The sequence below is a fragment of the Caenibius sp. WL genome (assembly GCF_019803445.1).
Taxonomy (GTDB): Bacteria; Pseudomonadota; Alphaproteobacteria; order Sphingomonadales; family Sphingomonadaceae; genus Caenibius.
Window position 1 is genome coordinate 862227 of the sequence record NZ_CP081844.1, and the last position, 24363, is coordinate 886589.

General features: G+C 57.0%; 20 protein-coding genes and 1 pseudogene. 17 read left to right on the top strand and 4 right to left on the bottom strand.

The window, feature by feature from the left end; genetic code table 11:
• The first annotated feature begins 59 nt into the window (after nucleotides 1-59).
• From K5X80_RS04145 to K5X80_RS04165, 5 genes are all read left to right on the top strand, one after another.
• Entirely contained in the window at nucleotides 60-473 is a 414-nt protein-coding gene (locus tag K5X80_RS04145; RefSeq protein ID WP_222559586.1) for a hypothetical protein, read from the top strand.
• A gap of 79 nt (nucleotides 474-552) precedes the next feature.
• The gene (locus K5X80_RS04150; RefSeq protein WP_222559587.1) at nucleotides 553-873 is read left to right on the top strand and encodes a helix-turn-helix domain-containing protein; all 321 of its coding nucleotides are present in this window, start codon (nucleotides 553-555) and stop codon (nucleotides 871-873) included.
• 542 nt (nucleotides 874-1415) lie between these two features.
• Nucleotides 1416-1625 (top strand): hypothetical protein, encoded by a 210-nt coding sequence (locus K5X80_RS04155; RefSeq protein WP_222559588.1) that lies wholly within the window; start codon nucleotides 1416-1418, stop codon nucleotides 1623-1625.
• Nucleotides 1626-1855: 230 nt separating this feature from the next.
• Entirely contained in the window at nucleotides 1856-3169 is a 1314-nt protein-coding gene (locus tag K5X80_RS04160) for an O-antigen ligase family protein (RefSeq protein ID WP_222559589.1), read from the top strand.
• Between the two features lie 4 nt (nucleotides 3170-3173).
• Complete coding sequence (locus K5X80_RS04165; protein WP_222559590.1) at nucleotides 3174-3386, top strand: hypothetical protein; 213 nt, start codon at nucleotides 3174-3176, stop codon at nucleotides 3384-3386.
• A 25-nt stretch (nucleotides 3387-3411) separates the two neighbouring features.
• On the opposite strand, the gene K5X80_RS04170 is transcribed toward K5X80_RS04165, so the two are convergent.
• From K5X80_RS04170 to K5X80_RS04185, 4 genes are all read right to left on the bottom strand, one after another.
• Nucleotides 3412-4119, bottom strand: coding sequence for a metallophosphoesterase (locus K5X80_RS04170; protein WP_222559591.1), 708 nt, complete (start codon nucleotides 4117-4119; stop codon nucleotides 3412-3414).
• 95 nt (nucleotides 4120-4214) lie between these two features.
• Complete coding sequence (locus tag K5X80_RS04175; RefSeq protein ID WP_222559592.1) at nucleotides 4215-5420, bottom strand: DegT/DnrJ/EryC1/StrS family aminotransferase; 1206 nt, start codon at nucleotides 5418-5420, stop codon at nucleotides 4215-4217.
• Nucleotide 5421: 1 nt separating this feature from the next.
• A complete protein-coding gene (locus tag K5X80_RS04180; protein WP_261390627.1) occupies nucleotides 5422-6018 on the bottom strand; it encodes an acetyltransferase in 597 nt (198 codons plus the stop codon).
• Between the two features lie 52 nt (nucleotides 6019-6070).
• The gene (locus K5X80_RS04185; RefSeq protein WP_283249227.1) at nucleotides 6071-6619 is read right to left on the bottom strand and encodes a sugar transferase; all 549 of its coding nucleotides are present in this window, start codon (nucleotides 6617-6619) and stop codon (nucleotides 6071-6073) included.
• Between the two features lie 728 nt (nucleotides 6620-7347).
• On the opposite strand from K5X80_RS04185, the gene K5X80_RS04190 reads away from it, so the two are divergent.
• The 12 genes and pseudogenes from K5X80_RS04190 (at nucleotide 7348) to K5X80_RS04245 (ending at nucleotide 24200) form a co-directional block, all read left to right on the top strand.
• Nucleotides 7348-9267 (top strand): polysaccharide biosynthesis protein, encoded by a 1920-nt coding sequence (locus K5X80_RS04190; RefSeq protein WP_222559594.1) that lies wholly within the window; start codon nucleotides 7348-7350, stop codon nucleotides 9265-9267.
• A gap of 128 nt (nucleotides 9268-9395) precedes the next feature.
• Nucleotides 9396-10010: a polysaccharide biosynthesis/export family protein gene (locus tag K5X80_RS04195; RefSeq protein ID WP_222559595.1), complete on the top strand. Its 615-nt coding sequence runs from the start codon at nucleotides 9396-9398 to the stop codon at nucleotides 10008-10010.
• Between the two features lie 37 nt (nucleotides 10011-10047).
• A complete protein-coding gene (locus K5X80_RS04200) occupies nucleotides 10048-12240 on the top strand; it encodes a GumC family protein (RefSeq protein WP_222559596.1) in 2193 nt (730 codons plus the stop codon).
• The gene (locus K5X80_RS04205; protein ID WP_222559597.1) at nucleotides 12237-13493 is read left to right on the top strand and encodes a hypothetical protein; all 1257 of its coding nucleotides are present in this window, start codon (nucleotides 12237-12239) and stop codon (nucleotides 13491-13493) included. The genes K5X80_RS04200 and K5X80_RS04205 overlap by 4 nt, the downstream gene beginning before the upstream one ends.
• Before the next feature lie 132 nt (nucleotides 13494-13625).
• Nucleotides 13626-14786, top strand: a complete 1161-nt coding sequence (wecB, locus tag K5X80_RS04210; protein ID WP_222559598.1) for a non-hydrolyzing UDP-N-acetylglucosamine 2-epimerase — start codon at nucleotides 13626-13628, stop codon at nucleotides 14784-14786.
• Entirely contained in the window at nucleotides 14783-16042 is a 1260-nt protein-coding gene (wecC, locus tag K5X80_RS04215) for a UDP-N-acetyl-D-mannosamine dehydrogenase (RefSeq protein WP_349306071.1), read from the top strand. The genes wecB and wecC overlap by 4 nt, the downstream gene beginning before the upstream one ends.
• Nucleotides 16039-17307 (top strand): hypothetical protein, encoded by a 1269-nt coding sequence (locus K5X80_RS04220; protein ID WP_222559599.1) that lies wholly within the window; start codon nucleotides 16039-16041, stop codon nucleotides 17305-17307. The genes wecC and K5X80_RS04220 overlap by 4 nt, the downstream gene beginning before the upstream one ends.
• Complete coding sequence (locus K5X80_RS04225; protein ID WP_222559600.1) at nucleotides 17273-18508, top strand: hypothetical protein; 1236 nt, start codon at nucleotides 17273-17275, stop codon at nucleotides 18506-18508. Before K5X80_RS04220 ends, K5X80_RS04225 begins: the two co-directional genes overlap by 35 nt.
• A gap of 365 nt (nucleotides 18509-18873) precedes the next feature.
• A pseudogene (locus tag K5X80_RS17275) lies at nucleotides 18874-19032 on the top strand (hypothetical protein); the annotation flags it as partial.
• Nucleotides 19033-19040: 8 nt separating this feature from the next.
• Nucleotides 19041-21173, top strand: coding sequence for a bi-domain-containing oxidoreductase (locus tag K5X80_RS04235; RefSeq protein WP_222559602.1), 2133 nt, complete (start codon nucleotides 19041-19043; stop codon nucleotides 21171-21173).
• The gene (locus tag K5X80_RS04240) at nucleotides 21166-22992 is read left to right on the top strand and encodes an alginate lyase family protein (protein ID WP_222559603.1); all 1827 of its coding nucleotides are present in this window, start codon (nucleotides 21166-21168) and stop codon (nucleotides 22990-22992) included. Before K5X80_RS04235 ends, K5X80_RS04240 begins: the two co-directional genes overlap by 8 nt.
• Nucleotides 22992-24200, top strand: a complete 1209-nt coding sequence (locus tag K5X80_RS04245; protein ID WP_222559604.1) for a glycosyltransferase family 4 protein — start codon at nucleotides 22992-22994, stop codon at nucleotides 24198-24200. The genes K5X80_RS04240 and K5X80_RS04245 overlap by 1 nt, the downstream gene beginning before the upstream one ends.
• Nucleotides 24201-24363 lie beyond the last annotated feature (163 nt).

The following is a 24363-nucleotide window of genomic DNA, read 5'->3' on the forward strand; positions in this document are numbered from 1 at the left end:
CTTATAATTGGGGTGTATTTTCTACCCGGCGACCCTCAATACGATATAGCCCATTTAACATGGAATTCCAGGAAATTCACTCAAAACTTAACCGACTTATCGTGGATTATTTGCCATTTTGGGACATCTGGGTGCCGCGATGGGGTTTCCAGTTGCGTCGGTGCCAGTGGCTCGGGCCTGTTGCAGTGGCTTCCATCTCCGCGCGTTCCGATGCCAATCCGTCTTATTTTGACAATAGCGATCCCCGCCGGGCTTTGAGCGGCAGGGGGAAGGGCTGTGGCTTGTTCATAGCTGTAGCGGGAAAGGAATATGGTCGCCAAAGGCGTTTTTTCGGCATACTTTCTCCGTTGACCCGTGGAATGGCACCACCCGCCGTTGATCTGGCGCAAAAGTGCTGCCGCTCCCTTGTGGGTCATTCAGCCATATTCTATGGATTTTTGAATGAGGCTGTCTGTGGTGTCATTATCAAATGACCCGCGGTTTCAGAGCTCCTTGTTAATATGTCGTAATACAGATGAAATTTTTCATCTCGACGTTAATATGGCATGATTTATGAAATCTGAAAATAGATCAGATTTATTACCTGATAATTATAATGAAATAGGTGAAAATCTGGAAAGTATGGCCGATTTTGACCGAGAATTCTTCAAGAAATTTGGGGAAAGAGTTCGCTTGTTTCGGACTTCCAAAGGTCTAGAGGCTGCATACGTTTCGTCAGCATGCGGACTTCGCGAAAGCGACATCACTTCGCTGGAAAACGGCGTCTATATCCCGCGCCTGAACGAGTTGGTCGCGATTGCGTCGGCTCTGGAGATTGGTACGGCCGATCTCGTTGATTTGTCGGTCGAATTGCCTCTTCAGAACAGAGCCTAAACTCTTAAAGAGACTATTCTGCGCCCTGGCGCTTCTTGGCTTACCAGACGGTCGCTGAGGCGATCGCCTTGATCGCCCATGCAATGGGCGAGGGCGAGTAGGCCTTGCGGCGCGCTGATGGTTATGCCTCGCAGGCGCGATACCGCACTCATTTCAACCCACCATGAAAGAGGTATCGGCATAGCCGCAATCACACCCTGCCTTCGTGTGCGGTGCAGGGGATCGGATTGCCTCATCTCGTGATCAGACTGTCGCATATCTGCGCGCTGAAGACCGGCTTTGCCTGTTCCCATCTCCATCCCGATTCTGTGCGCAGAATGGGAGATTTCTGCCATTTTATGATGTATATATACAACATTCCATTCTGATGGAAAGGAATGCCTTGGGCGGCCGATATTTGATATACATTATTGAATAATAAGTGATATTTTTAAGATGTGACGGCTTCTTCCCAAGGGGTGAGGGGGTGGGAGTCCAGGGTATTGCTATATAACCCACAAAGCCTTACCATCCGCCACATCACCTATTGAAGGGAGAATTGCATGCGCTCCATACGACTTCTCGCCGCTGCTATCGCGGCGACGATTGTGGCTCAGCCCGCACTGGCGCAGTCCGAATCGACTGCGGTATCCGAAGACAAAGGTCCCTCGACGGCACTGATTGCGCTCGGTGGACTGGCTGTTGCCGGTGGCATCATCGCAATCGCCACCAGCGGCGATGACGACGACGATTCGGCGCCCGTTAGCCCCTAATCCGTTGTTATGAGTTCCAAGGGGCATTGGGCCCTGCGATATCCCCGCCTCCGCCACCCCGGGGCGGGGATTTTGCTGTCTCCCTGTTTTTCCGGCCATACGCCTTATGCGGGCACAGCTTGTCGGGTCAGAGCCGGGCGGCTGACGCGAGTATGACCCGTTCTGCATCTCCAGCCGTTAAGGCTGCCTCTGTCGCATCACCGGTTTACCCCACAGTCAGTTGGCTGCTTATGCTGCTGGTGGCCGCGACGTTCCTTATGGGGGGGAGCGCCCGTGACGATGTTTGGTCGCTGCTCGTCCTTCGCCCGCTAACGGCGGTGATCTTCATCGTGGCCCTTATGATTTGCCTGCCCGAAGCATGGCGACAGGCACGAGGTCTTACCATCGTCGGTGGATGCCTCCTGTTGCTACCCCTGCTCCACCTCATTCCACTGCCACCGGCGGTATGGACAGCGCTGCCGGGCCGCGCTGTCGCGGTGGATGTGTATCATGCAATGGGAATGCCCCTGCCCTGGCATGCGTTGTCGCTTACGCCGCAACACAGTTGGAGCGCGTTTTTCTTCCTGCTGGCGCCGCTGTCGGCATGTCTCCTCGCGATCACACTTCCTGCCGCGCAGTTGCGGCAAGTCTTGTCGGCCGTGTTGCTTCTCGCCTTGTTGAGCGGGCTGCTCGGGTGCATGCAATTGGTGGGCGTGTCCTTCTACCCCTATGCCATCACCAACGAGGGATCGGCGGTCGGCCTGTTCGCGAATCGCAATCATGCCGCTTTGTTGCTGGCCTGCCTTTTGCCGTTGCTGGCTCTTTATGCCCGCACGGCGAGCAGGCGACAGCGCAATCTGCATTTCATTCGTGTGATGGCGTTGGCCGGTGGCGTGCTTGTCATCCCCATGATCCTGATGACCGGATCGCGGGCCGGACTGATCTGTGCGGCATTGGCCATTCCCATGGCTCTGTGGATCTATGGTCGCGATTCTTCGGGCAGCGATACTGACAATCGGGCCATGAAGCTGGTATCGGTGTTTGCATTGCTGGCGGCCTTGTGTCTGGGCGCCTTGTTCTTCTTTCATTCGCGTGCGCCCGCTCTGGCCCGGCTTTACGAGATGAGTGCCGACACGGACCTGCGCTGGCGGGCGGCCCCGGCCATCTGGCGCGCCGTCCATGACTATTTCCCATGGGGGAGCGGGATCGGCAGCTTCGTGGAGATCTACCGGCTGTATGAGCCACACGAACTGCTCGGTTCCCAATATCTCAATCATGCGCATAATGATTGGCTGGAACTGCTGTTGACGGGTGGGCTACCCGCCATCCTGCTGCTGATCGGGGCAATTGCCGTTCTGCTGTACCGTGCGGCTGGTGGTCTGACATCGCAGCACGGAAAGGCGCAGCCGTGGGTACGTGCGGGCCTATCTATCGTAGCTTTGTTTGCCGTGGCCAGTCTCGTCGACTATCCGGTGCGTACACCTGCGCTCTCGGTACTTCTGGCCCTTGCGGTCGCCTTTGCCGCGCGATGGCCTTCGCCGCAACCGGCCCTTGATAAGGCATGACCTTATGAGCAAACCCCGAGACAAGCTGTTGATCAGCGAATGCCGGATCGTTGCCGGAAGGCATCAAGCGTTCTGGTATGCCGTCGAACCCGACAAGAAAGTCTGGAATCTGATGCTGGAGGAGGATCCGGCGGGTTTCGTCGGGGTGCCGGTGCGCATGGAAGCAACGGTGAGCGATAGTGGCGACCTCATTCCTCTCAGCCTGGAAAGGCTCTGACAGGATAGACTGCCGCTTCGGGCTTTTACAGTGTCGATAGAAACCAGCGCTGGTTTGCTTCCAACCCTACGGCGGTAAGTCGGTTGGAACGGAAAGCGCCCGTATCGATCCCTATCCGGTAAGGAAGATTCACCGGTTCGTCGCTGATCGTATGGCCATGGACGACCACATGCCCGTGGAAGGACATATCGTTCACGAACTCGTGGCGAATCCAGCGCAGATCCCGGCGGCTTTGATTTTCCAGCGTAACCCCCGGGCGGACCCCGGCATGGACGAACAGATAATCCCCGTGCACCGCCGTGTCTCGCCCGGTCCGGAGAAAATCGCGATGTGCGGGCGGGACAAGGGCGGGCAATGCCGCGGAGAGCTCTTCGAAGCTGAACCGTGCCAGCAAGTCCGCATCGATCCCATAGCTCAGGATAGTTTCGCGGCCACCGTTCCGTAGGAACACGCGCAATATATCCACGTCGCCATCCAGTGCCCCCATGAACAATTCTTCATGGTTGCCGGTGAGCCAGGCGAAGGAATCGAACTGCCCCGCGGCGTGCATCGCCAGATCGATAACGTCGCGCGAGGTATCCCCCCTGTCGATCAGATCGCCGAGGAGGATCAACCGGCTGTATGCCGGGCCGCGCATGTCATTGTCGCGCATGATCTGGTCCAGCAGCGCTTCGAACAGATCGCAGCGCCCATGGATGTCTCCGATCGCATAAATGCGCTCCCCTTCCGGCACGCGGAAAGGAAGTGGCGCGGCTCCGCGCCAGAAGCGCAGCCGTCGCCATAAAGGGGTTTGCGAGCGGGGTGGGGCGAAGAGCATGGCGGGTCCCGTTATGCGCCTGCTTGCGAAAGCACCTGCGTGATGGCGCTGCATGTCTGATCGATGTCCGTGTCCCGCAAAGTGGGATGCACCAGGAACATGAGGCTGGTCTCGCCCAACTCCCGCGCAACGGGCAGGCGTTGTGCGGGGCGGTGGCCGCTCAGCGCGAAAGCTTTCTCCTGATACACTTCCGAACAACTTCCCTGATAGCACGGAACGCCCAGCGCGTTGATCTCCGCCACAATCCGGTCCCGATCCCAGCCGGGTGCCAGTCGGTCGGGGCGTACATAGGCGTAGAATTTGTAATTGGCATGGACGGATGTCGCATTCTCTTTCTCGCCGGTGGCGAGCAGAGGCACACGTACGATGCCATCCGGCCCGGCAAAAGGTTGCAGAGCCGTGCGCAAGCGCGCGGCATTCACCTCGCGCCGGGTGGTCCAATCCGCCATGCGGCGAAGCTGAATCCGGCCAATGGCGGCCTGCATTTCCATCATCCGCCAATTCGTTCCGACCGTTTCGTGCAGCCAGCGAAAGCCGGGCTGATGCTCCCGTTCATAGACGGCTTCCCAACTCTTGCCATGATCCTTGAACGACCACATTCGCGACCACAGAGCGCGGTCGTTGGTGGTGACCATTCCGCCTTCGCCGCCGGTGGTCATGATCTTGTCCTGACAGAAGGACCATGCGGCGACATGGCCGATGGAACCGACGCTGCGCCCACGATAGCGTGCGCCATGGGCCTGGGCGCAATCCTCGATCACTTTGAAATTATGCTTGCCGGCAAGAGCCATGATGGCGTCCATATCGGCAGGCCAGCCGGCAAGATGAACCACGATGACGGCACGGGTGCGGGGCGTGAGCGCTGCGGCGATCGTCTCGGCCGAAAGATTGCCGCTGTCTTGGTCCACGTCCGCGAACACCGGTGTGGCACCGGCATTGATGACGCATGTCGCTGATGCCAGGAATGTACGCGGTGTCACCACCACCTCGTCCCCCGGCCCGATCCCAAGGCCATGCAATGCAAGATCGAGCGCAACGGTCCCATTCGCCACCGCTATAGCGTGGTCGGTTCCGGCCCAGGCCGCAAATTCCCGTTCGAACGCCCGGCATTCCTCGCCGGTCCAGTAATTGACGCGGCCCGACCGGAGCACGTCGCCGACAGCGCTCACTTCTTCCTCGGTAAAGCTGGGCCAAGGGGCGAAAGCGGTATTCAGCATGTCAGGATTTCCTCAAAGGCCGGGCAGGATTGCCGGCGACGGTGGCGCCGGCCGGCACATCGCGGGTGACGACAGCGCCCATGCCGATCGTGGCGCCGCGCCCGATCCGCAGGGGAGAGCCCGATCGCCCCTGCCGGATCATTGCGCCCGCGCCGATATAGGCATGGTCTTCGATAAGAATGTTGCCGTTGCAATGCACGCCGGGTGCGAACGTCACATAGTCGCCGATCACGCAATCGTGTTCGACATAGGAATAGAGGTTTGCATGGAAGCAGCGGCCGATCCGGATATTCGAGGTCAGCGTGACGAACGGGGAAAGCAGTGCGCCGGGTGCAATCTCCACTTCATCCATGGAGACGACATTGGCCGCACGAACGCCGATAATCTCAACCCCTGCTTCCTGACAACGCAGGTCGAGCATTTCCCGAACCGTGGAATTGGCGATGGCAAGCGCGGTATGGCGGCTGGTGGCAGGCGTTTCGCAAAAGCGGTCCCATGTCCAGACAGGATGCCCATTCATCGTCTCAGCGCCGGGCGCATCGTCGATGAACACCAGAAGCGCGTCCTCGCCTGCTATCTGCTCGCGCAGCAGAGGCATGATCCCACGCCCGCATCCGCTTGCACCATATACCCCGTAAAGGCGCGTCATTTTAAGACTGCCCTGTAAAGCGAGGCATGGTTGCTTCGCCTTCGGCGCTGATATCGGCGCGCTTGATGACCTTGATCACGGTGAGGGCGATAATGCGCAGGTCAAGCAGAAACGAGCGATGATCGACATACCAGACGTCCAAAGCGAATTTCTCTTCCCAGCTGATGGCATTGCGTCCGTTGACCTGCGCCAGACCCGTCAGGCCGGGCCGCACATCATGCCGCCGGGCCTGTTCAGGCGTATATAGCGGCAGATATTCCATAAGCAGAGGGCGGGGGCCAACCAGGCTCATGTCTCCGCGTAGCACGTTCCACAGCCCCGGCAGTTCATCGAGGCTGCTGGAGCGCAGGAACCGCCCAAAGCGCGTCAAGCGGGCCGCATCTGGCTCTGGCCCGTCGCGCATGGTGCGGAATTTGAGCATGGCGAACGGATGTCCGTGAAGGCCCGGGCGTTGCTGACGGAAGAGGACAGGCGCGCCCATGGACAGGCGCACGAGCAAGGCGACGAGCAGGAGAATCGGCGAAAGAACGATCAGAGCAAGCGCGGCCATACCGACATCTAGACAGCGTTTCATAATGCTCCTGATTCTGGGAGAGGCGGCCAGTGCCCGGGGGTGCCGTCGCAATGGCCTCCATGAATATTGGATATATACAACATTCATGTCAATCGGCCGGCGGGCCGACTTGCCTTTTGGTGGCCACGGACCGGCCTGTTTGCCTCTTGCTATCACAGGGAATTCGCCTTTCCGCAGGGCATCTCGCACGATTCTTCGGCCATCTTCGGCATTGTCACCACCTCACTGCAGCGCATTTTATGATCACATGTATGTGGAAAGGTGGGCGTGACGATCACCTATCCGTTCGTCGAAGGCGGTGCACAGTTGGCCGGAAATTCCGGGAATTATGTTTATATACATCGGTTAATTATGGCGATTTCTCGGTTCTCTCGTAGGGGATTTTTGGATTTACAAGGCTGAAAAATTAAGAAAAATATATATTAACCCGGGTTAAATCGGGGTTTTTGACCGGCCCTTTCGCTCGCTTCCCACACACTAAAAAGTTTATTATATACATCATCCGAAGTCGAAAATGGATGCGAATTTGTGACGAATTTGAAGTCGACCGTATCTCCGCGGGTAGTTCCATCCATTTGGTCGAGCCGCTCTTGGGTCGAGAAGGGGCAAGGGAATGAGTATGTCTCCAACTCCGTGGTGCCGACGTTCGATGAGCAAGGTTCCTCGCGGCCTGCCTTCCTGAAATTCTAGGATTGTCTGAATTTATGCGACAGGCGCTTTCTGCATGGGCAGGGCGGTGGATAGAGGCCGCTGCGCTCATACCGCGGCCGGTCCGCCGGTGGATCGCATTCGGTCTGGACAGCCTGTGCTGTGTCCTCTCCGTAGTCCTGGCCTTTTCGCTGCGTCTCGACGTGTGGCCGGAAAGCATGACCGGTATGGCCGTTTTCACGGCTGTCGCGCTTCTGTGCTGGGCTGGGGTGGCGTGGGCCACGGATATCTATCGCAATCTCATCCGCTATTCCGGAGCAAAGGCCATCGGCAGCGTTTGCTTCGCCTGCGCCTGTCTTATTGTGCCCTTGGCCCTGTCGTTCTCCATCTGGCAGTTCCCCGGCATTCCTCGATCGCTCTCGGTTCTTCAGCCGATCGTCTTTTGCGGGCTGCTGGTATTCAACCGCCTGCTGATCCGCCTTTTTCTGACCGAACTGATGTCGATCGTCCGGGCGGACAAACCTTCGCGCCGCCGCGTCGCCATTTATGGTGCCGGGCAGGCCGGGCGGCAGCTCGCCTCCTCCTTGCGGCATGAATCCCACATTTCCATCGTGGGCTTTCTGGATGACGATATCCGGCTCGACGGGCAGAAGGTCGATGGCGTGGGTGTCTGGCATGCTTCTCGTCTTCAGCAACTGGTCCGCGATCAGCGCCCCACCGAAGTGCTGCTCGCTATTCCCAGTGCCTCACGCGCGAGGCGCCGCGAGATTGTCGATGAATTGCAGCAGTGGGAGATCGGTGTCCGTATCCTCCCGGGCATCGGCCAGCTTGTCGATGGCGTGGTGACGTTCAGCGATTTCCGTGAAGTGGAAGTCGAGGATTTGCTGGGCCGCGATCCGGTCATCCCGAATGAACTGCTGATGGGCCGGGCTCTGGCAGGGAAGACCGTTCTGGTTTCCGGTGCCGGTGGATCGATCGGCAGTGAGCTGTGCCGCCAGATCCTGCATGCGCACCCCTCCCGTCTCATTCTCGCGGAACAGTCGGAATACGCGCTCTACGCCATCGACGCGGAATTGCGCGAGCGGCTGGCGGCAGAAGGGCTGTCCGTCGAAATCATCACCGAACTGGTGGATGTTTCCGAGCGTGAAACGGTCGAGCGGATGTTCCAGCGCTGGCGGCCGAACACGGTCTATCATGCCGCTGCGTACAAGCATGTGCCCTTGGTCGAGGTCAATCCGATCGCGGGTCTGCGCAACAACATCTTCGGAACGCTCTACAGCGTTCTCGCAGCGCAGGCCGTGGGGGTGGATCGCTTCATTCTTGTCAGCACCGACAAGGCGGTGCGGCCGACCAACATCATGGGCGCGTCCAAGCGGATTTGCGAACTCATTCTCCAGGCGCAGGCGCACAGCCCGACATTGTGTACCATGGTCCGCTTCGGCAATGTCCTTGGGTCCAGTGGATCGGTGGTTCCGCGTTTCCGGGAACAGATTCGCGCAGGCGGGCCAATCACCATCACTCACCGCGATATCACGCGCTATTTCATGACCATTCCCGAGGCGGCACAACTCGTCATTCAGGCGGGCGGTATGGCGCGCGGAGGCGAAGTGTTCGTGCTCGATATGGGGCAGCCGGTGCGGATCATGGATCTGGCTCGAACCTTGGTGCATCTGTCGGGTTTGTCCGTGCGCGAGCCGAACCATCCCGATGGCGATATCGAAATCGTGGAAGTGGGGCTGCGGCCGGGTGAGAAGCTCTATGAAGAGCTGCTGATCGGCGACAATCCGCTGCCCACGCTGCACCCACGCATCATGCAGGCGCAGGAGGCAATGCTTCCCTGGGCCACTCTTTCTGCCCGGCTGGACGAACTGGCTGCATTGCTGGCGGCCGGGCGGGCGATGGACGCCATGCCCCTCGTTCATGATCTCGTGCCCGAATATCGGCAACCTGCCATGCAGGCGCATGGCGTCTCCTGATCCGCAACGACATGCCTCATCGAGTATTTTCATCCATGCTTCATCGTCTGATCCTTCTATCCCCGCTGCCGTTGCTTGCCGCTTGCACCGGTAGCCCGCCGCTTCAATCGAACGCATTTCTCCAAGTTGTGGACGCCACTGAACTGCCGCCGCCAACCCCGGAGGGGGCGAGCAAGCGCGGTTATCAGATCGGCCCGCTCGATCGGTTGACGATCGATGTCTATGGCTTTGACAATATCACCGACCGGGAATTGCAGGTCGATTCCGCGGGTCGCATTGCCGTTCCCATGGCGGGCTCGATCATGGTCGCCGATCTGACGCCTGACGAAGCGGAACAGCGTATCGCCACAGCGCTGCGGGAGCGGCATGTGCGTGAACCGCATGTAACGGTGAACGTGAAGGAATCACTCAATCAGTTTGTGACCGTCGATGGACAGGTGACGCAGCCGGGCAACTATCCGGTGGTGAACCAGATGACGCTGATGCGTGCCGTTGCCGCCGCGCGTGGCGCAGGCGAATTCGCAAAGCTCGAAGATGTCGTGGTTTTCCGCACGGTTGGCAATCAGAGGATGGCGGCGCTCTATAATCTGGGTGCGATCCGCCGCGGCTATTATCCCGATCCGGCGATCTATCCGAAGGACGTGGTGGTTGTCGGCGATTCGCCGGCCCGCCGCCTGTTCCGCGATCTCATCTCAACCGCACCCTTGCTGACCGCGCCGATCATTCTCCTCACCCGTTCCTGATCGCTTCGCCCTTTTTCGTATTTGCCCAGGCAGGTTCATGACACAACTCGCTCCTCTTCCCATTGCACCGACCCCCAACCCCGCATTGCCGGAGGGGGAAAAGGGGCCACCCATCGTTCTGCAATATTGGGAAATCGCGCGGCGGCATCTGTGGCTGATTCTGTCGATTGTCGGGGTGACGCTGGTTGCCGGTATCGTTATCACTCTGCTGCTCACACCGCGCTACACGGCGACGGCGCGCATCGAAATCCAGCGCGAGCAGGCGAACGTCGGCAATGTCCAGACGCTTCAGCCGGAGCAGAACGCGCAGAACCTGGAATTCTATCAGACGCAGTATTCGCTCCTCAACGCGCGTTCGCTGGCGGAGCGGGTCGCGAAAAAGCTGCGATTGGCGCAGAATCAACAATTCCTGGAAGCTCATGATCTGGAAGGAGGCTTGTTCGCCTCCGGGAAGACGCCCACCCGGCAAGAGCTTCGGAAACGCGAGGATAAAGTCGTCGACACCTTGCTCGATAACATTTCCATCTCTCCTGTGCGTGGATCCGCGCTCGTCGATGTTTCCTACATCAGCCCGTCGCCTGCGCTGGCTGCCCAGATTTCAAACACCTGGGTCGAGGAATTTATCAGCCAAAGCATGGATCGACGGTTCGCTTCGACAGCCGATGCACGCGGCTTCCTGGAAACCCGTTTGCAATCCCTGCGGGAGCGGTTGGAACAGTCCGAACGCGAGCTGGTAAACTATGCCGAGAAGCGCAATATCGTGCCGCTTGCTGAAACTCGCTCGGAAGACGGGCGAACCACCACGGGACAGACGCTTCTCGGAGCCGATATCGCGAGTTTGAACGCTGAACTGGTCAGTGCGACAGCTCATCGAGTCGCCGCCGAAGGGCAAATGGATGCGGCGCGCGTGGGCGGTTCCAACAGCGACACCATCGCCAATACGGCGATCAACAATCTGCGTGCGAGCCGGGCGGAAAAGGCCGCGCAATACGCGGAACTGATGGTGCGTTTCGATCCGGAATATCCTCAGGCACGTGCACTCCAGCAACAGATCGCCAAGCTCGACCAAGCCATAGCGAACGAGGAGCGGCGCGTCTTAAGCGCCACCACGACGAATTATAACGCCGCACGCCAACGAGAAGAGGGACTGCGTGCCCGGCTCGACCAATTGCTTGGCAAACTGCAAGGCCAGAATCGTGCGACGATTGAGTATAACATCCATCAACGAGACGTGGATACCAATCGCCAGCTCTATGATGGCTTGCTGCAGCGCTACAAGGAAATCGGTGCTGTGGGCGTCGGGACCAACAATATTGCGATTGTGGATCCTGCGATTGTACCCGAGAATCAGTCCTCGCCGAAGCTGGTGCTCAACCTTGCCCTTGCGCTTCTGACAGGCATTGCTCTGGCGGGTGCAACGGTGTTCGTCCGCGAGAACCTGGACGAAGGCCTGCGGTCGCCGCAACAGGTATCCGATCTTCTTGGCATCCCGCTGCTGGGCACTATTCCTTCGTCGGAAAAGGGCGAGCCGCTGGAACTGATCGAAGACCCGAAGAGCATCCTGAACGAAGCCTACATGGCCCTTCATACCAATTTGGGATTCGTGTCAGACCATGGTTTTCCACGCAGCATGGCGTTCACCAGTTCGGTTTCGTCGGAAGGGAAATCGACCAGCAGCTATGCCTTGGCCCGGCTGCTGGCGCGCGCTGGCAAGAGCGTCCTTCTGGTCGATATCGATCTGCGACGTCCCCGTTTGGCCAAACTCTTGGATATGAAGGCACCCAAGGGAATGAGCAACTATCTGGCCGGAGACAACGACTGGAGAAGTATGATTCATACTACCGGTGTGGATCGGCTTAGCCTTCTTCCCGCAGGCCCGATTCCCCCCAGTGCCCCGGAACTGCTGCATGGGCCAAGGCTGAGTGTTCTCATGCAGGAACTGCTGCAGCACTACGATCATGTCATTCTGGATAGCCCGCCATTGTTGGGTCTTGCCGACGCACCGCTGATCGCTGTCACAGTGGAAGGCGTTGTGCTGGTTATCGAGGCACGACGCGTACCCATCCGCGCCATCCGCGCCTCGGTTCAACGGCTCGCGTCGGTCAATGCACATATCTTCGGAGCTGTTGTCACCCGTTATCGAGCGAATGTGACGAGCTACGGCTATGGTTACGATTACGCCAATCTATACAGCTATGAATCCGACAAGCAGGCATCGACCGTGCGATGACCGAACTTATGCCTTTGCACTTTTCTCGGTCCGATGGACGCCTCTTCCGTAAGGCGGTTTGGCTCGGTGTCGCTCTGGCGATTGCGTTGAGCGTATTGTCCTTTGGCAACGCGGCTGCCGGCGTCGGCTTTCCGGTGCAGTCATTCGCTTCTTTCGGCCCCGCTTTCTTTGCGTGGAAGCCGGGTTATCGATCCGCTGATGAAGAGTGGGGAGCAACTGACGGCGATCCATCGCGACGGGCATCGCTTTTGGAGACCGGGCGCAATATCTTGGCTCAAGAGCCGCTGTCGATTCAATCGTTGCGCCTGGCTGCTTGGTCAGAGGCGCAGCAGGGCGATATCGCCACCGCCCGGCTGCGTATGAAAATGGCGGAGCGCCTCACTCGCCGCGATGTCGCGGTTCAGCTCTGGCTGATTGACGATGCGGTAAGATCTGGTGATCTTGGCGCGGCATTGCGTGGCTATGATGTGGTCTTGCGTACAGCAGGGCGGTTGCATGCGCCGCTGTTGCAAAGATTGGTGGCCAGCCTGAGCGCGGAAGAAGCGCGGTCGGCGTTAAGACCTTATGCAGTTGCGGACAATCCGTGGTTTCCCCAACTTCTGCGGCTGGCCAGCCAGAATGGTAGTGGTGCCCAAGCAGCCTTATTATTGTCCTCTCTAAGCAAGCTTCCAGACACAACCGCCTACCGCACGGCCTATACTGCTTTGGTGCCGGCCTTGATGAAAGAGCGGCAGTTCGACCTGCTGCGGCGTATTTATCCGCGCCTGCCGGGAGCATTGGAAAGCGAGAAGTATAAGGGCGATCCCGCGTTGAGAGGTGCCCTGGGAACGGACGGGTATCCTCCGCTGGCTTGGGTGCTGGCGGCCAACGCGGATCGCAATACGAGCATTGTAACGGGCCGCAATGGCCCGGTTCTTCAGATCGAAGCGAAGCCGTTTACAAACGGGCCGGTGGCGACCCGCACCCTATTGCCGAAGACCAGCCCACTGGGTTTTGGGTGGACCGTCAAACGGCAGGGTGTGCCGACCGGGACCGCCCGCTGGTCGATCCGATGCCTGGACAGCGGCCTTAGTGTGCGTTCTCCCGATCTGCTGGCGGGTTCCGGTGGAAAGGGCGTCCTGACCCTTCCGCAACCATGCCGGGTCGTGGAGCTTACCCTCACCGTCAACGGTGGGACCGGTTCTACAGGTCCTGCTTTCGATCTTATGGATTTGCACTGGCTCAATGCCGAACCCGCCAGCGCTAGGGATTAAAATGACTATACCAAACCACTCTCTTTCCAAAATTTATCACGCATGCGGTTCATCCTGTCAGCAGAAGCGCGAACGGTTTGGACGTGACAACGATATTCGGTCGGTTCTCCATATTCCGAAGGAAGCCGGCGAATGAGTCGCGAATTGAAAGTGCTTTCCGTTTTCGGCACACGACCGGAGGCGATCAAGATGGCGCCTGTCGTCCAGTATCTGGCGACCGCACCCGATATCGTTTCGCGTGTCTGTGTCACGGCGCAGCATCGCGAAATGCTGGATCAGGTGCTGTCCCTGTTTGGCATCGTGCCGGACTTCGATCTCGACCTGATGAAGCCAGGTCAGGACTTGACCGATATCACCGCCCATGTCCTCCATGGCTTGCGGCCGGTCCTGCGTGAGTTCAAGCCCGATCTCGTCCTGGTTCACGGCGATACCACCACGACATTGGCGGCGTCGCTCGCTGCCTATTACGAACGTATTCCTGTTGGCCATGTCGAGGCGGGCCTGCGTACCGGCAATATCCTGTCACCCTGGCCGGAAGAAGTGAACCGCAAGGTGACCGGCGCGATCACATCGTTGCACTTCGCGCCGACACTTCGCTCGCAAGACAATTTGCTGCGTGAGAATGTTGCGCCGGATGCCATTCACGTCACCGGCAACACGGTGATTGATGCGCTGCATCAAGTGGTTGCGCAAATCGAACGCGATCCGGTGTTGCAGAACGATCTTGAACGTCGCTTCAATCTCGATCCTGCGCGCCGCCTGATTCTGGTGACGGGCCACAGGCGAGAAAGCTTCGGCAGCGGGTTCGAGCGGATATGCAACGCGCTTGAAAAGCTGGCGGCGCGGCCGGATATCGAGATCGTCTACCCCGTTCATCTCAATCCGAATGTCAAAGGACCGGTCGAGCGCCAACTCGGCGGCTTTGCGAACGTTCATCTCGTCGCGCCGCAGGACTATCTGCCTTTCGTTTATCTGATGTACCGCGCCAATCTGATCCTGACGGATTCCGGCGGGGTGCAGGAGGAGGCCCCCTCGCTCGGTAAGCCGGTGCTTGTCATGCGCGACACGACCGAACGGCCGGAGGCCGTGGAGGCGGGGACCGTCCGCCTTGTCGGCACTGACGAGACATTGATCGTTGAAAGCGTGAACAGCCTGCTGGATGATCGCGCTGCCTACGAAGCGATGAGCTTCGCGCATAACCCTTATGGCGACGGACAGGCCGCTGGCCGGATTGCAACCGCGATCCAGAACTGGGCGGCCGCTCGCCAACAGCACACTAAGGACAAATCATGAAACGTATGTTCGGGACCATATCGGTCATTGGCCTCGGCTACATTGGCCTACCCACGGCAGCGATGTTCGCCTCTCGCAAGATTCAGGTGATTGGCGTCGATGTCAATGCCGATGCAGTTGCCACTATCAACCGCGGGCAAATCCATATCGTAGAACCCGATCTCGACATCGCGGTGCAGGCAGCGGTGCAGCAAGGGTATCTGCGTGCAACCACCGAAGTGGAGCAGGCCGAAGCTTTCCTGATCGCTGTGCCCACGCCGTTCCTGAACGGCAGCCATGAGCCCGACCTGAGCTATATCGAAGCGGCGAGCCGGGCCATCGCTCCCGTTCTGGCGCCGGGCAATCTGGTCGTGCTGGAATCCACCTCTCCTGTCGGCGCGACGGAGCAAATGGCCGCCTGGCTGGCTGAGGAGCGGCCTGACCTTACGTTCCCGCAAACGCATGGCGAACAATCGGATGTGCGTATCGCCCATTGTCCGGAACGCGTTCTGCCGGGCAAGGTGATGCAGGAACTGATCCATAACGATCGTGTGATCGGTGGGCTGAGCCCTCGCTGTTCGGAAATGGCGGTATCGCTCTACCGTCACTTCGTGCAGGGCGAGTGTTTCGTGACCCACGCACGCACGGCGGAAATGGCGAAGCTGACGGAAAACAGCTTTCGCGACGTCAACATCGCTTTCGCCAATGAATTGTCGATGATCTGTGACGAACTGGACATCGACGTATGGGAATTGATCGGGCTGGCAAACCGCCATCCGCGGGTCAATGTTCTCCAGCCGGGGCCTGGTGTGGGCGGCCACTGCATTGCGGTCGATCCGTGGTTCATCGTTTCCTCATCACCTGAGCGAGCAAAGCTGATCCGTACTGCGCGCGAGGTGAACGACGGCAAGCCCGAATGGGTGCTGGAGAAGGTGCGTTCGGCAATCGGCGCATATCTTATGGAAAATTCGGGTAAGAGCGCCGCAGATGTCTCGCTGGCGATCTACGGGCTCACGTTCAAGCCTGACATTGATGATCTACGCGAAAGCCCGGCGATGAAGATCGCTGAAGCGCTGCTTGTGGAGCATCCGGGCGATGTCTTCGTTGTGGAGCCTCATATCAATGAACTTCCTGGTATCTTAAAGCGGGCGGAACTTATCGAAGCCGTACAGGCAAATGAACATGCTGATGTCCATGTTATCTTGGTCGATCATCAGAAAATTTCGGACATTGGTATTTCAAAATTCGCTGTAGATCTTAGAAAGCCCAGAAAATGATAAAAGGAATTTCTGGGGCTCCAATATTTTTTATACTTATGCCTTATATAGGCATAAGTATTTTGCCATCAGATGTTCAGCCTTTCGCACTTGTTCTTTCGATATTGTCATTGATATTTTACAAAGGATCGGTAAAAGTTGATACAATTTCCATTGTTCTTTTGTTAATGCTACTTGTTTCTATTATATCTTTCATTGCAAATATATATAATCCTTACCAAGATGTGATGTTTGATTCGCGGGCGCTATTTGGATATGCTACAGCTCCCATAATATATTTATATTTCTATAATTACTTATTGTCAAATGAATCTAATTCATTAATAAAATATATTGATATAGCTGTTTTAATAGTATTCTTTGGATTTGTATTAAATATTTTTGGTTTTACCCAAATAATACAGATTTTTGTTAATAGGGCTATATTTGATGAGTCAACTGCGGGTTCTAGAGGGCTAACTAGTTTCTTCCCGGAGCAATCCCGTATTCCGACCCAGGCTATATTTTTTGCATTCTTTTATCTTATGGCTGGTCGTCTAAATTGGTATCGTGGGCTTGCTCTTTTACTTATGTCTGCATTTTCCGCATCTGGGCAATTCTTCATTAATATATCTGTATTTGTGGTTAGTATGGGAATTGCCGTGCTCTACGGAGCGGTGCGTAATGGCAGATTTCGGGCTCTACATTTGACGTATGCGATATTTGGTTTTGCATTGCTAACTGGTATAGTTTTTATAACTAGATCCTATCATTTGTCACTGATAGAAATTGGCCTGCCCAGGCGAGGTATTGAGGCATTCTATAATATATCTGGATTTGAATTCGATTTCATATCAAATGATATGGGGTTTTTATATAAAATTTCTGGTCCCCTTCAGGGGATTTCCGCTATTATATTTGATCCATTTAAAATTCAAATTGGGACTGCTTATTATTTTGAGTTTGAAAGAGGTCTGCTGGCGATATATACAAATTTGATATATGATTTATTCTCTTCAAATCTTGTCCCTCTTCCGTCAAGATCATATTCTATATTTGGTGCTTGGTGGACAGATTTCCGAATATATGGATTAATAATAACGGTAGCATTTGTTGTGCTATTGAGAGGGAGGTCTGAGGTCAGCAGGTCTAACATTTTTATTGGGATATATGCCGTCTTGATATTTCTGTTTCTGTTTCGCTCAAATACGAGTGATCCCACTCCGTGGGCTGCAGCTGCGGCTTTTGCTTATGCGGGCAGACCTTGGCCGCGTAGGGAGGGGTGATCTGACTCGTCTTTGGTCAGTAGCGGCACCCCTATTGGTATATTGCCTTGGGCTTTTGTGCCTTGCTTGTTGCGATATGTTGATTGGGAAATGGTATCCTGATCGCGACATCGCGGCTTGGGCTGTGATCAGATCGATAGTAGCAATTGGTGGAGTGTTTTGCATTACCGGGTTTGACCAATTGCTCATGCGTGAGCGGGAGATAAGCCGCCAGCTATTGAGATTATTGCTAATACAAATTCCCATTCTAGCGCTCATTTTTGCCATCATCATATGCTGGATGGGGGTTCTGGGAGATATTTCGAGTTTTGCGGCGGCAGCGTCTGGTGGTGCTATTTCAATCGCTATGTCTAATTATTTCCGGTCTCACCGCCTAAATGTGAGATCGCAAATAGCGCAGCAATGGTGGAAGATAGCTGCATTTATAGTAATTATGGCGGCATACTTTTCAAGTATTAAGTTGGAGATAGATTATCTAATTATAATTTCTATGTCTATTTCTGTATTTTTGACAGTAATTATGTTTTTTATTCCTATTATTAGAAATAAAACTTGTGAAATAAGAGGAATAGGATATATATATTCTGGCGGATTTAGGGCCATGGCAATGGCTATATTTATGAACTTGTCGATGTTTGGCGAAAATATTTTGGTAGAAATCTTATCTCAGGCATCTGACACTGCTGTATATTTCATCCATTTCACCTATTTTTGTTTACCTATGTCGATAGTGAGTGGGTATGCGGCATTTTTTCTGGCAACCTTTATTAGAGATAATCCAGAAAAATACTTTTCATTTATATCGAAGTATAAAATTTATTTTTTATTATTATTCGTGGTGCTTTTTGCGAGTTGCTTAGTTGCGGGGGCGTTAGGGTGGAAACTAATTGGTGTCGACAGGAGGGTAGATTGGGTTCTCGCTTCAGTTCTTGTGATAAATTCTCTCTTGAGGGCGTATTATGTTGGACCAGCACAATATGTCGCTCTATTTTTCGATAATATTAATTATGATAAAATAATATTATATCAAATATTATCTTTAATACTATCTTTAATAATTTTGTTATTTTTTTTATTTGTGACAAAAATGGACGTTCTATATTCTGTTGCATTGGCAAGTTTAATGAATAATATTTTTAGATTTTTCTACGCTAATATAAAAACTCTTAGGTTTAATAGGGATTTGCACAATGAAGAATAATTTAATAGAGAATTAATTATAATGAGATTGTGGTTAAAAGTATGTGCGAGACAGGCGTTATGATGGGATCTGTAGTTCGATTGCTACGAAACAGGTGGCGGCTGTTCCGGACTGTATTGTTTAATCGTACGGTTAAGTTTCAGGGAATTCCAACACTCGGTCCTAATCTCGTTGTTCCCAGAGGAAGAAACATTGAGATCGGGAAGCGTTTCTTCTGCGGACACGGTTGTCACTTCGCTGCCCCTATGCTGGTGGGTGATGATGTCATGTTCGCGTCTCGGGTTTCGATCGTAGGCGGCGATCACAAGATCGATGGCATCGATGTGCCGATGAACAGATCGGGCCGAGACGAGATGCATACTGTTGTGATCGATAACGACGTGTGGATCGGACACGGGGCTATCATCCTGCACGGTGTGCATATCGCATCCGGCGCAGTTGTGGCGGCAGGGGCCGTCGTAACCAAAGACGTTGCCGCAAATACCATCGTTGGCGGAAATCCAGCAAAGCTCATTCGTTACAGGCGGTGATAATGAAACAAGTTCTCCAGGATCTCGGAAAAGGCACTACGCAACTTGTCGAGGCGCCAGCGCCCACGGTGCGGCGGGGGCAGTTGCTTATCAACACCAGTGTTTCGCTGATCTCCGCCGGGACGGAGCGGATGCTTGTGGATTTTGGGCGCAGCGGGCTGGTCGCCAAGGCGCGGCAGCAGCCGAAAAAAGTGGCACAGGTGTTAGAAAAGGTGCGCACCGATGGGCTGCTGACGACGGTCGATGCGGTTCGCTCCAAACTGGGCCAACCGATCCCACTCGGTTATTGCAATGTCGGCGTGGTACAGGAAGTACCAGCAGGTATCGAGGATTTCCGCACCGGTGACAGGGTCGTTTCAAACGGCCCGCACGCCGATGTCGTTTCCGTCCCGCGCAATCTGTGTGCCCGCATTCCAGACAGTGTCAGCGATGAATCAGCCTCCTTCACGGTGGTCGCCGCGATCGGCCTCCAGGGCGTTCGTCTTGCTGCACCGACACTTGGAGAGGCCTTCGTCGTCACCGGGGTCGGTCTCATCGGACTTCTCACCGTGCAAATCCTGCGCGCCCACGGTTGCCGCGTGCTGGCCATCGATTTTGATCCGGCCAAGCTTGATCTGGCGCGTCAGTTCGGTGCGGAGACGTGCAATCCGGGCGCGGGAGAAGACCCTGTTGCCGCGGGCCTTGCCTTCAGCCGCGGCATTGGTGTGGACGGCGTTATCGTCACTGCCTCGACCAAATCATCCGATCCGATCACGCAGGCGGCGCGGATGTGCCGCAAGCGTGGCCGGGTTGTGCTCGTCGGCGTGACCGGTCTGGATCTCAACCGCACGGATTTCTATGAGAAGGAAATCTCCTTCCAGGTCTCCTGCTCCTACGGGCCGGGCCGTTATGACGTCAGCTATGAAGAGCAGGGGCAGGATTATCCGGTCGGCTTCGTGCGCTGGACGGAGCAGCGCAATTTTGAGGCGGTGCTGGATCTGATGGCCTCGGGCGCGATGAATGTTGACGCGCTCATCACGCATCGCATTCCGTTCGAGGAAGCACCCAGCGCTTATGACGTGCTCGCGGCAGACAAAACCGCGCTTGGTATTATCCTGTGCTACGATCAGCCGATCGATGAACGGCATGTAAAGACAGTAACCCTGTCACACACAGCCGGCCCGCCGCAGCCGGAGGGCGCGGTGGTCGTCGGCGTGATTGGTGCGGGCAACTATGCTTCACGGATGCTGATCCCAGCGTTCAAGGATGCTGGTGCCAATTTGCACACTATCGCTTCGGCTGGCGGCACCAATGCCGTCGTCCACGGGAGCCGGAGCGGGTTTGAACAAGCCACCTCCGATGCCGATGCCTTGCTTGCCGATCCGCAGATCAACACGGTTGCCATCGTCACCCGGCACAACAGCCATGCTTCCTTCACGGTGAAGGCGCTGGAGCAGGGCAAGCATGTCTTTGTGGAGAAGCCGCTGGCGTTGACCTTGGCCGAACTGGCGGAGGTGGAATCCGCCCATGGGGCAAGCGGCCGCCATCTGATGGTGGGTTTCAATCGCCGTTTCGCGCCGCAAGTGCAGACGATGAAGCGGCTTCTGGAGCCGGTGCGCGCACCTAAATCCTTCGTGATGGTGATGAACGCCGGTGCTATCCCGCCGGACCACTGGACTCAGGACCCTGCTATCGGCGGTGGCCGGATTATTGGCGAGGCTTGCCACTTCATCGATTTGATGCGTTTCCTGGCCGGTTCGCCAATCTCCTCGGTGCAAGTTCGCAAGATGGGCGAAACGGATGCCGAGGCGATCACGGAAGACAAAATGGCGATCCTGCTTGGGTTCGAGGATGGCTCCTTCGGCACCATCCATTATCTTGCCAACGGCGGCGCGTCGTTCCCGAAGGAGCGGATCGAGGTCTTCACGTCCGGCCGCACACTCCAACTCGACAATTTCCTGAAGTTGCGTGGGTTCAACTGGCCGGGCTTCCGCCGCGAAAATCTCTGGCAGCAGGACAAGGGACAGAAAGCTGCCGTTGCCGCTTTCCTTTCGGCGATCGAGACGGGCGGTCCCTCCCCCATCCCGGCTGACGAACTGTTCGAGGTTGCGCGGGTCACTATCGAAGCGGCGGAGCTGGCGCGCGCCAATGGCTGAGACACCGAACACGGCTCTTACTAGACTGCGCACGATGCGTGCCTTGGGTGTGGGGAATCTCGCGCGCGTTTCGGCCTACAGGATCGGTCTCAAAACCCGGTTTCATCCCGTGCTGAAGCTTGCGGCGACGCTGCCGCAGGGGCCGTTCTTCGCGGCTCCTGCAGAGGTATCCCGGCCCGGCGCCATCGCTTCACAGGCATGGCGCGGCACCGGCCTCTGGTTTTCGGCCCATGATTTTGCGCTCGACGGTCCGCCGGATTGGCACGCCAATCCCTTCCGGCCGGGCACCCGCGCGGATGCGGAACACCCTTGGCACGACATCCCCGATTTCGCGCCTGCGCTGGGTGATATCAAGACGGTATGGGAAGCATCCCGCTTCGGATGGGCCCCTGCGATGGCGCAGCGTGCGGCACTGGGCGAGGCGGCCGAACTCGATCGACTGAACGCGTGGATCGAGGACTGGTCACGGCGTAATCCGGCTTATCGCGGTGCCAACTGGAAATGCGGGCAGGAAACTTCGATCCGGGTCATGCATCTTGCCGCCGCCGCGTTGATCCTCGGCCAGATGAAGGCGCCGCTACCAGCCTTGCGCACACTGCTGGCGGCGCACCTCGCCCGCATCGCGCCGACGATCGGTTATGCGATCGGTCAGGCCAACAATCATGGCACTTCGGAAGCGGCCGCGTTGTTTATCGGCGGAAGCTGGTTGGGTGGCAGCGAAGGCGCGCGTTGGGCGCGTATGGGGCGGCGCTGGCTGGAAAATCGTGCTCGAACCCTGATCGCACCGGATGGCACCTTCAGCCAATATTCGCTGGTCTATCACCGGGTGATGCTCGACAGTTATGCGCTGGCGGAATGCTGGCGCCGGATGTGCGGTTTGCCTGCCTTTGCGCCTGCTCTTTATAAACGCCTTCGTGCCGCAACGCTCTGGTTGCAAGCGATGGCGATCACGGAAAATGGCGATGTTCCCAATATCGGCGCCAATGATGGTGCCCGGCTCTTGCCGCTGACGGATACTGACTATCGCGATTTTCGGCCCTCTCTCCAACTTGCGGCAGCCCTTTTTACGGGGGCACGGGCGATCGAGGCGCCGGGGCCTTGGGATCAACAGTTGTTCTGGCTGGGTGTCGATCGCCCGGATGATGTGCTGCCGCCGCCGGGCAGTATTACGTTCGATGATGGCGGTTTTCATGTCCTACGTACCGGCGCGGCGATGGCGGTGTTGCGCTACCCGCGCTTCCGTTTTCGCCCCAGCCAGGCGGATGCGCTGCATCTCGATCTCTGGTTGGGCGGTCGCAATCTGCTGCGCGACGCGGGGACGTTCAGTTATGCCAGCGAAGATGGCGTATGGTTTGGGGGCACCAGCGCGCACAACACCGTGGAGTTCGACGACCGCGACCAGATGCCGCGTCTTGGGCGCTTTCTGTTCGGCGCATGGCTCAAGGCCGATGACGTGGGGGCAGTGCGCGAAAGCGAGAACGGCAGGACCGTGGCAGCGGCGGGTTATTGCGATGCTTGGCGCGCGCGGCATCATCGGCAGATAGCGCTTCATTCGGATGGGCTGGAATGTATCGATCGGCTGGATGGGAACGCGCGCAAGGCGGTGCTGCGCTGGCGTCTCGCCCCAGGCGATTGGCGCCTTTCCGGCGAGATGCTGACGGATGGCGAGATCAGTTTGCGGCTGTCGGCGGATACCGGGCTCACGCTGCGGCTGAAGCAGGTGCCCGAGTCGCGCTATTATCTCCAGCGTGAGGACATTCCCGTTCTCGAAGCGGAAACCACCCTCCCGGCCACCATCACAACGCAAGTCAGCTTCTGATGCATATTCTCTATTTTCACCAACATTTCTCCACGCCGCGCGGCGCAACCGGCATCCGTTCCTACGAAATGGCGCGCCGTCTCGTGGAGCGCGGGCACAGAGTGACAATGGTCTGCGGCAGCTACGGTCTCGGGCAAACCGGGTTGGAGGGCACATTCCAGCGTGGCCGCCGCCAGGGTATGGTTGACGGGATCGAGGTGATCGAGTTCGATCTTTCCTATTCCAACAACGATGGTTTCGCCCGGCGCAGCGCCACATTTCTGCGCTATGCATTCGGAAGTGTGGCGGTGGCTCTGAGAGGGCGCTACGATCTGGCGTTCGCGACCACCACTCCGCTGACGGCCGGGATTCCGGGCATTGTCGCGCGCTGGCTGCGGGGCAAACCGTTCGTGTTTGAAGTGCGCGACTTATGGCCCGAACTGCCAAGGGAAATGGGGGTAATCCGCAACCCCGTGGTGCTGGGCGCCTTGTCGGCGCTCGAATGGGCATCCTATCGTAGTGCACACCGGTGCATCGCGCTTTCGCCAGGCATTGCCGCGGGGATAGCGCGACGGGGTGTGCGCCCTGCGCGCATCGCCACTATTCCTAACGGTTGCGACATTGATATTTTCGGTGGGGGGGAGCCAGCCTGGCGGCCCGAAGGGGTCGCAGATACCGATCTGCTTGCGGTTTTCACGGGCACGCATGGGATGGCAAACGGACTGGATGCCGTGCTGGATGCGGCTGTGGAGTTGAAACGGCGGGGGCGCACCGATATCAAACTGCTGCTGGTCGGCGAAGGCAAGCTGAAGCCTGCTTTGCGTCAGCGGGCCGAGCAGGAAGGGCTGGATAATGTTCTCTTCCATGCGCCGGTCAACAAGAAGAGCCTGTCCGGATTGCTGGCCGGGGCGGATCTGGGGCTTCAGGTACTCGCTAATGTCCCGGCCTTCTATTATGGTACTTCGCCCAACAAGTTCTTCGACTATATCGCGGCGGGCCTTCCTGTCCTCAACAACTATCCCGGTTGGCTGGCCGAACTGATCGGCGAAGCGGATTGCGGTTTCGCCGTGCCGCCGGACGATCCCGCCGCTTTCGCCGATGCGCTCGAAACCGCAGCGGATGATCGGGTGGCGCTGATCGCAAAGGGCAGGCAGGCGGCTCTGCTGGGCCGCTCCCGGTTCGACCGGGCAATACTGGCCGAACAATGGATAGAATGGGTGGCGCAATGATGCGGGCCTGTCTGCACCATTTCGGAATGGGCCGCTGTCGAAACGTCGGATCTCGGCTGGGCTGCCCCATGCCCATGAGAACGGCCCCTGTAATCATCGATAAAACATAAACCGTGTGGGGCCGGGATGGCGTGATCGCCGTTCCGGCTCCCAGTGAAAGGAG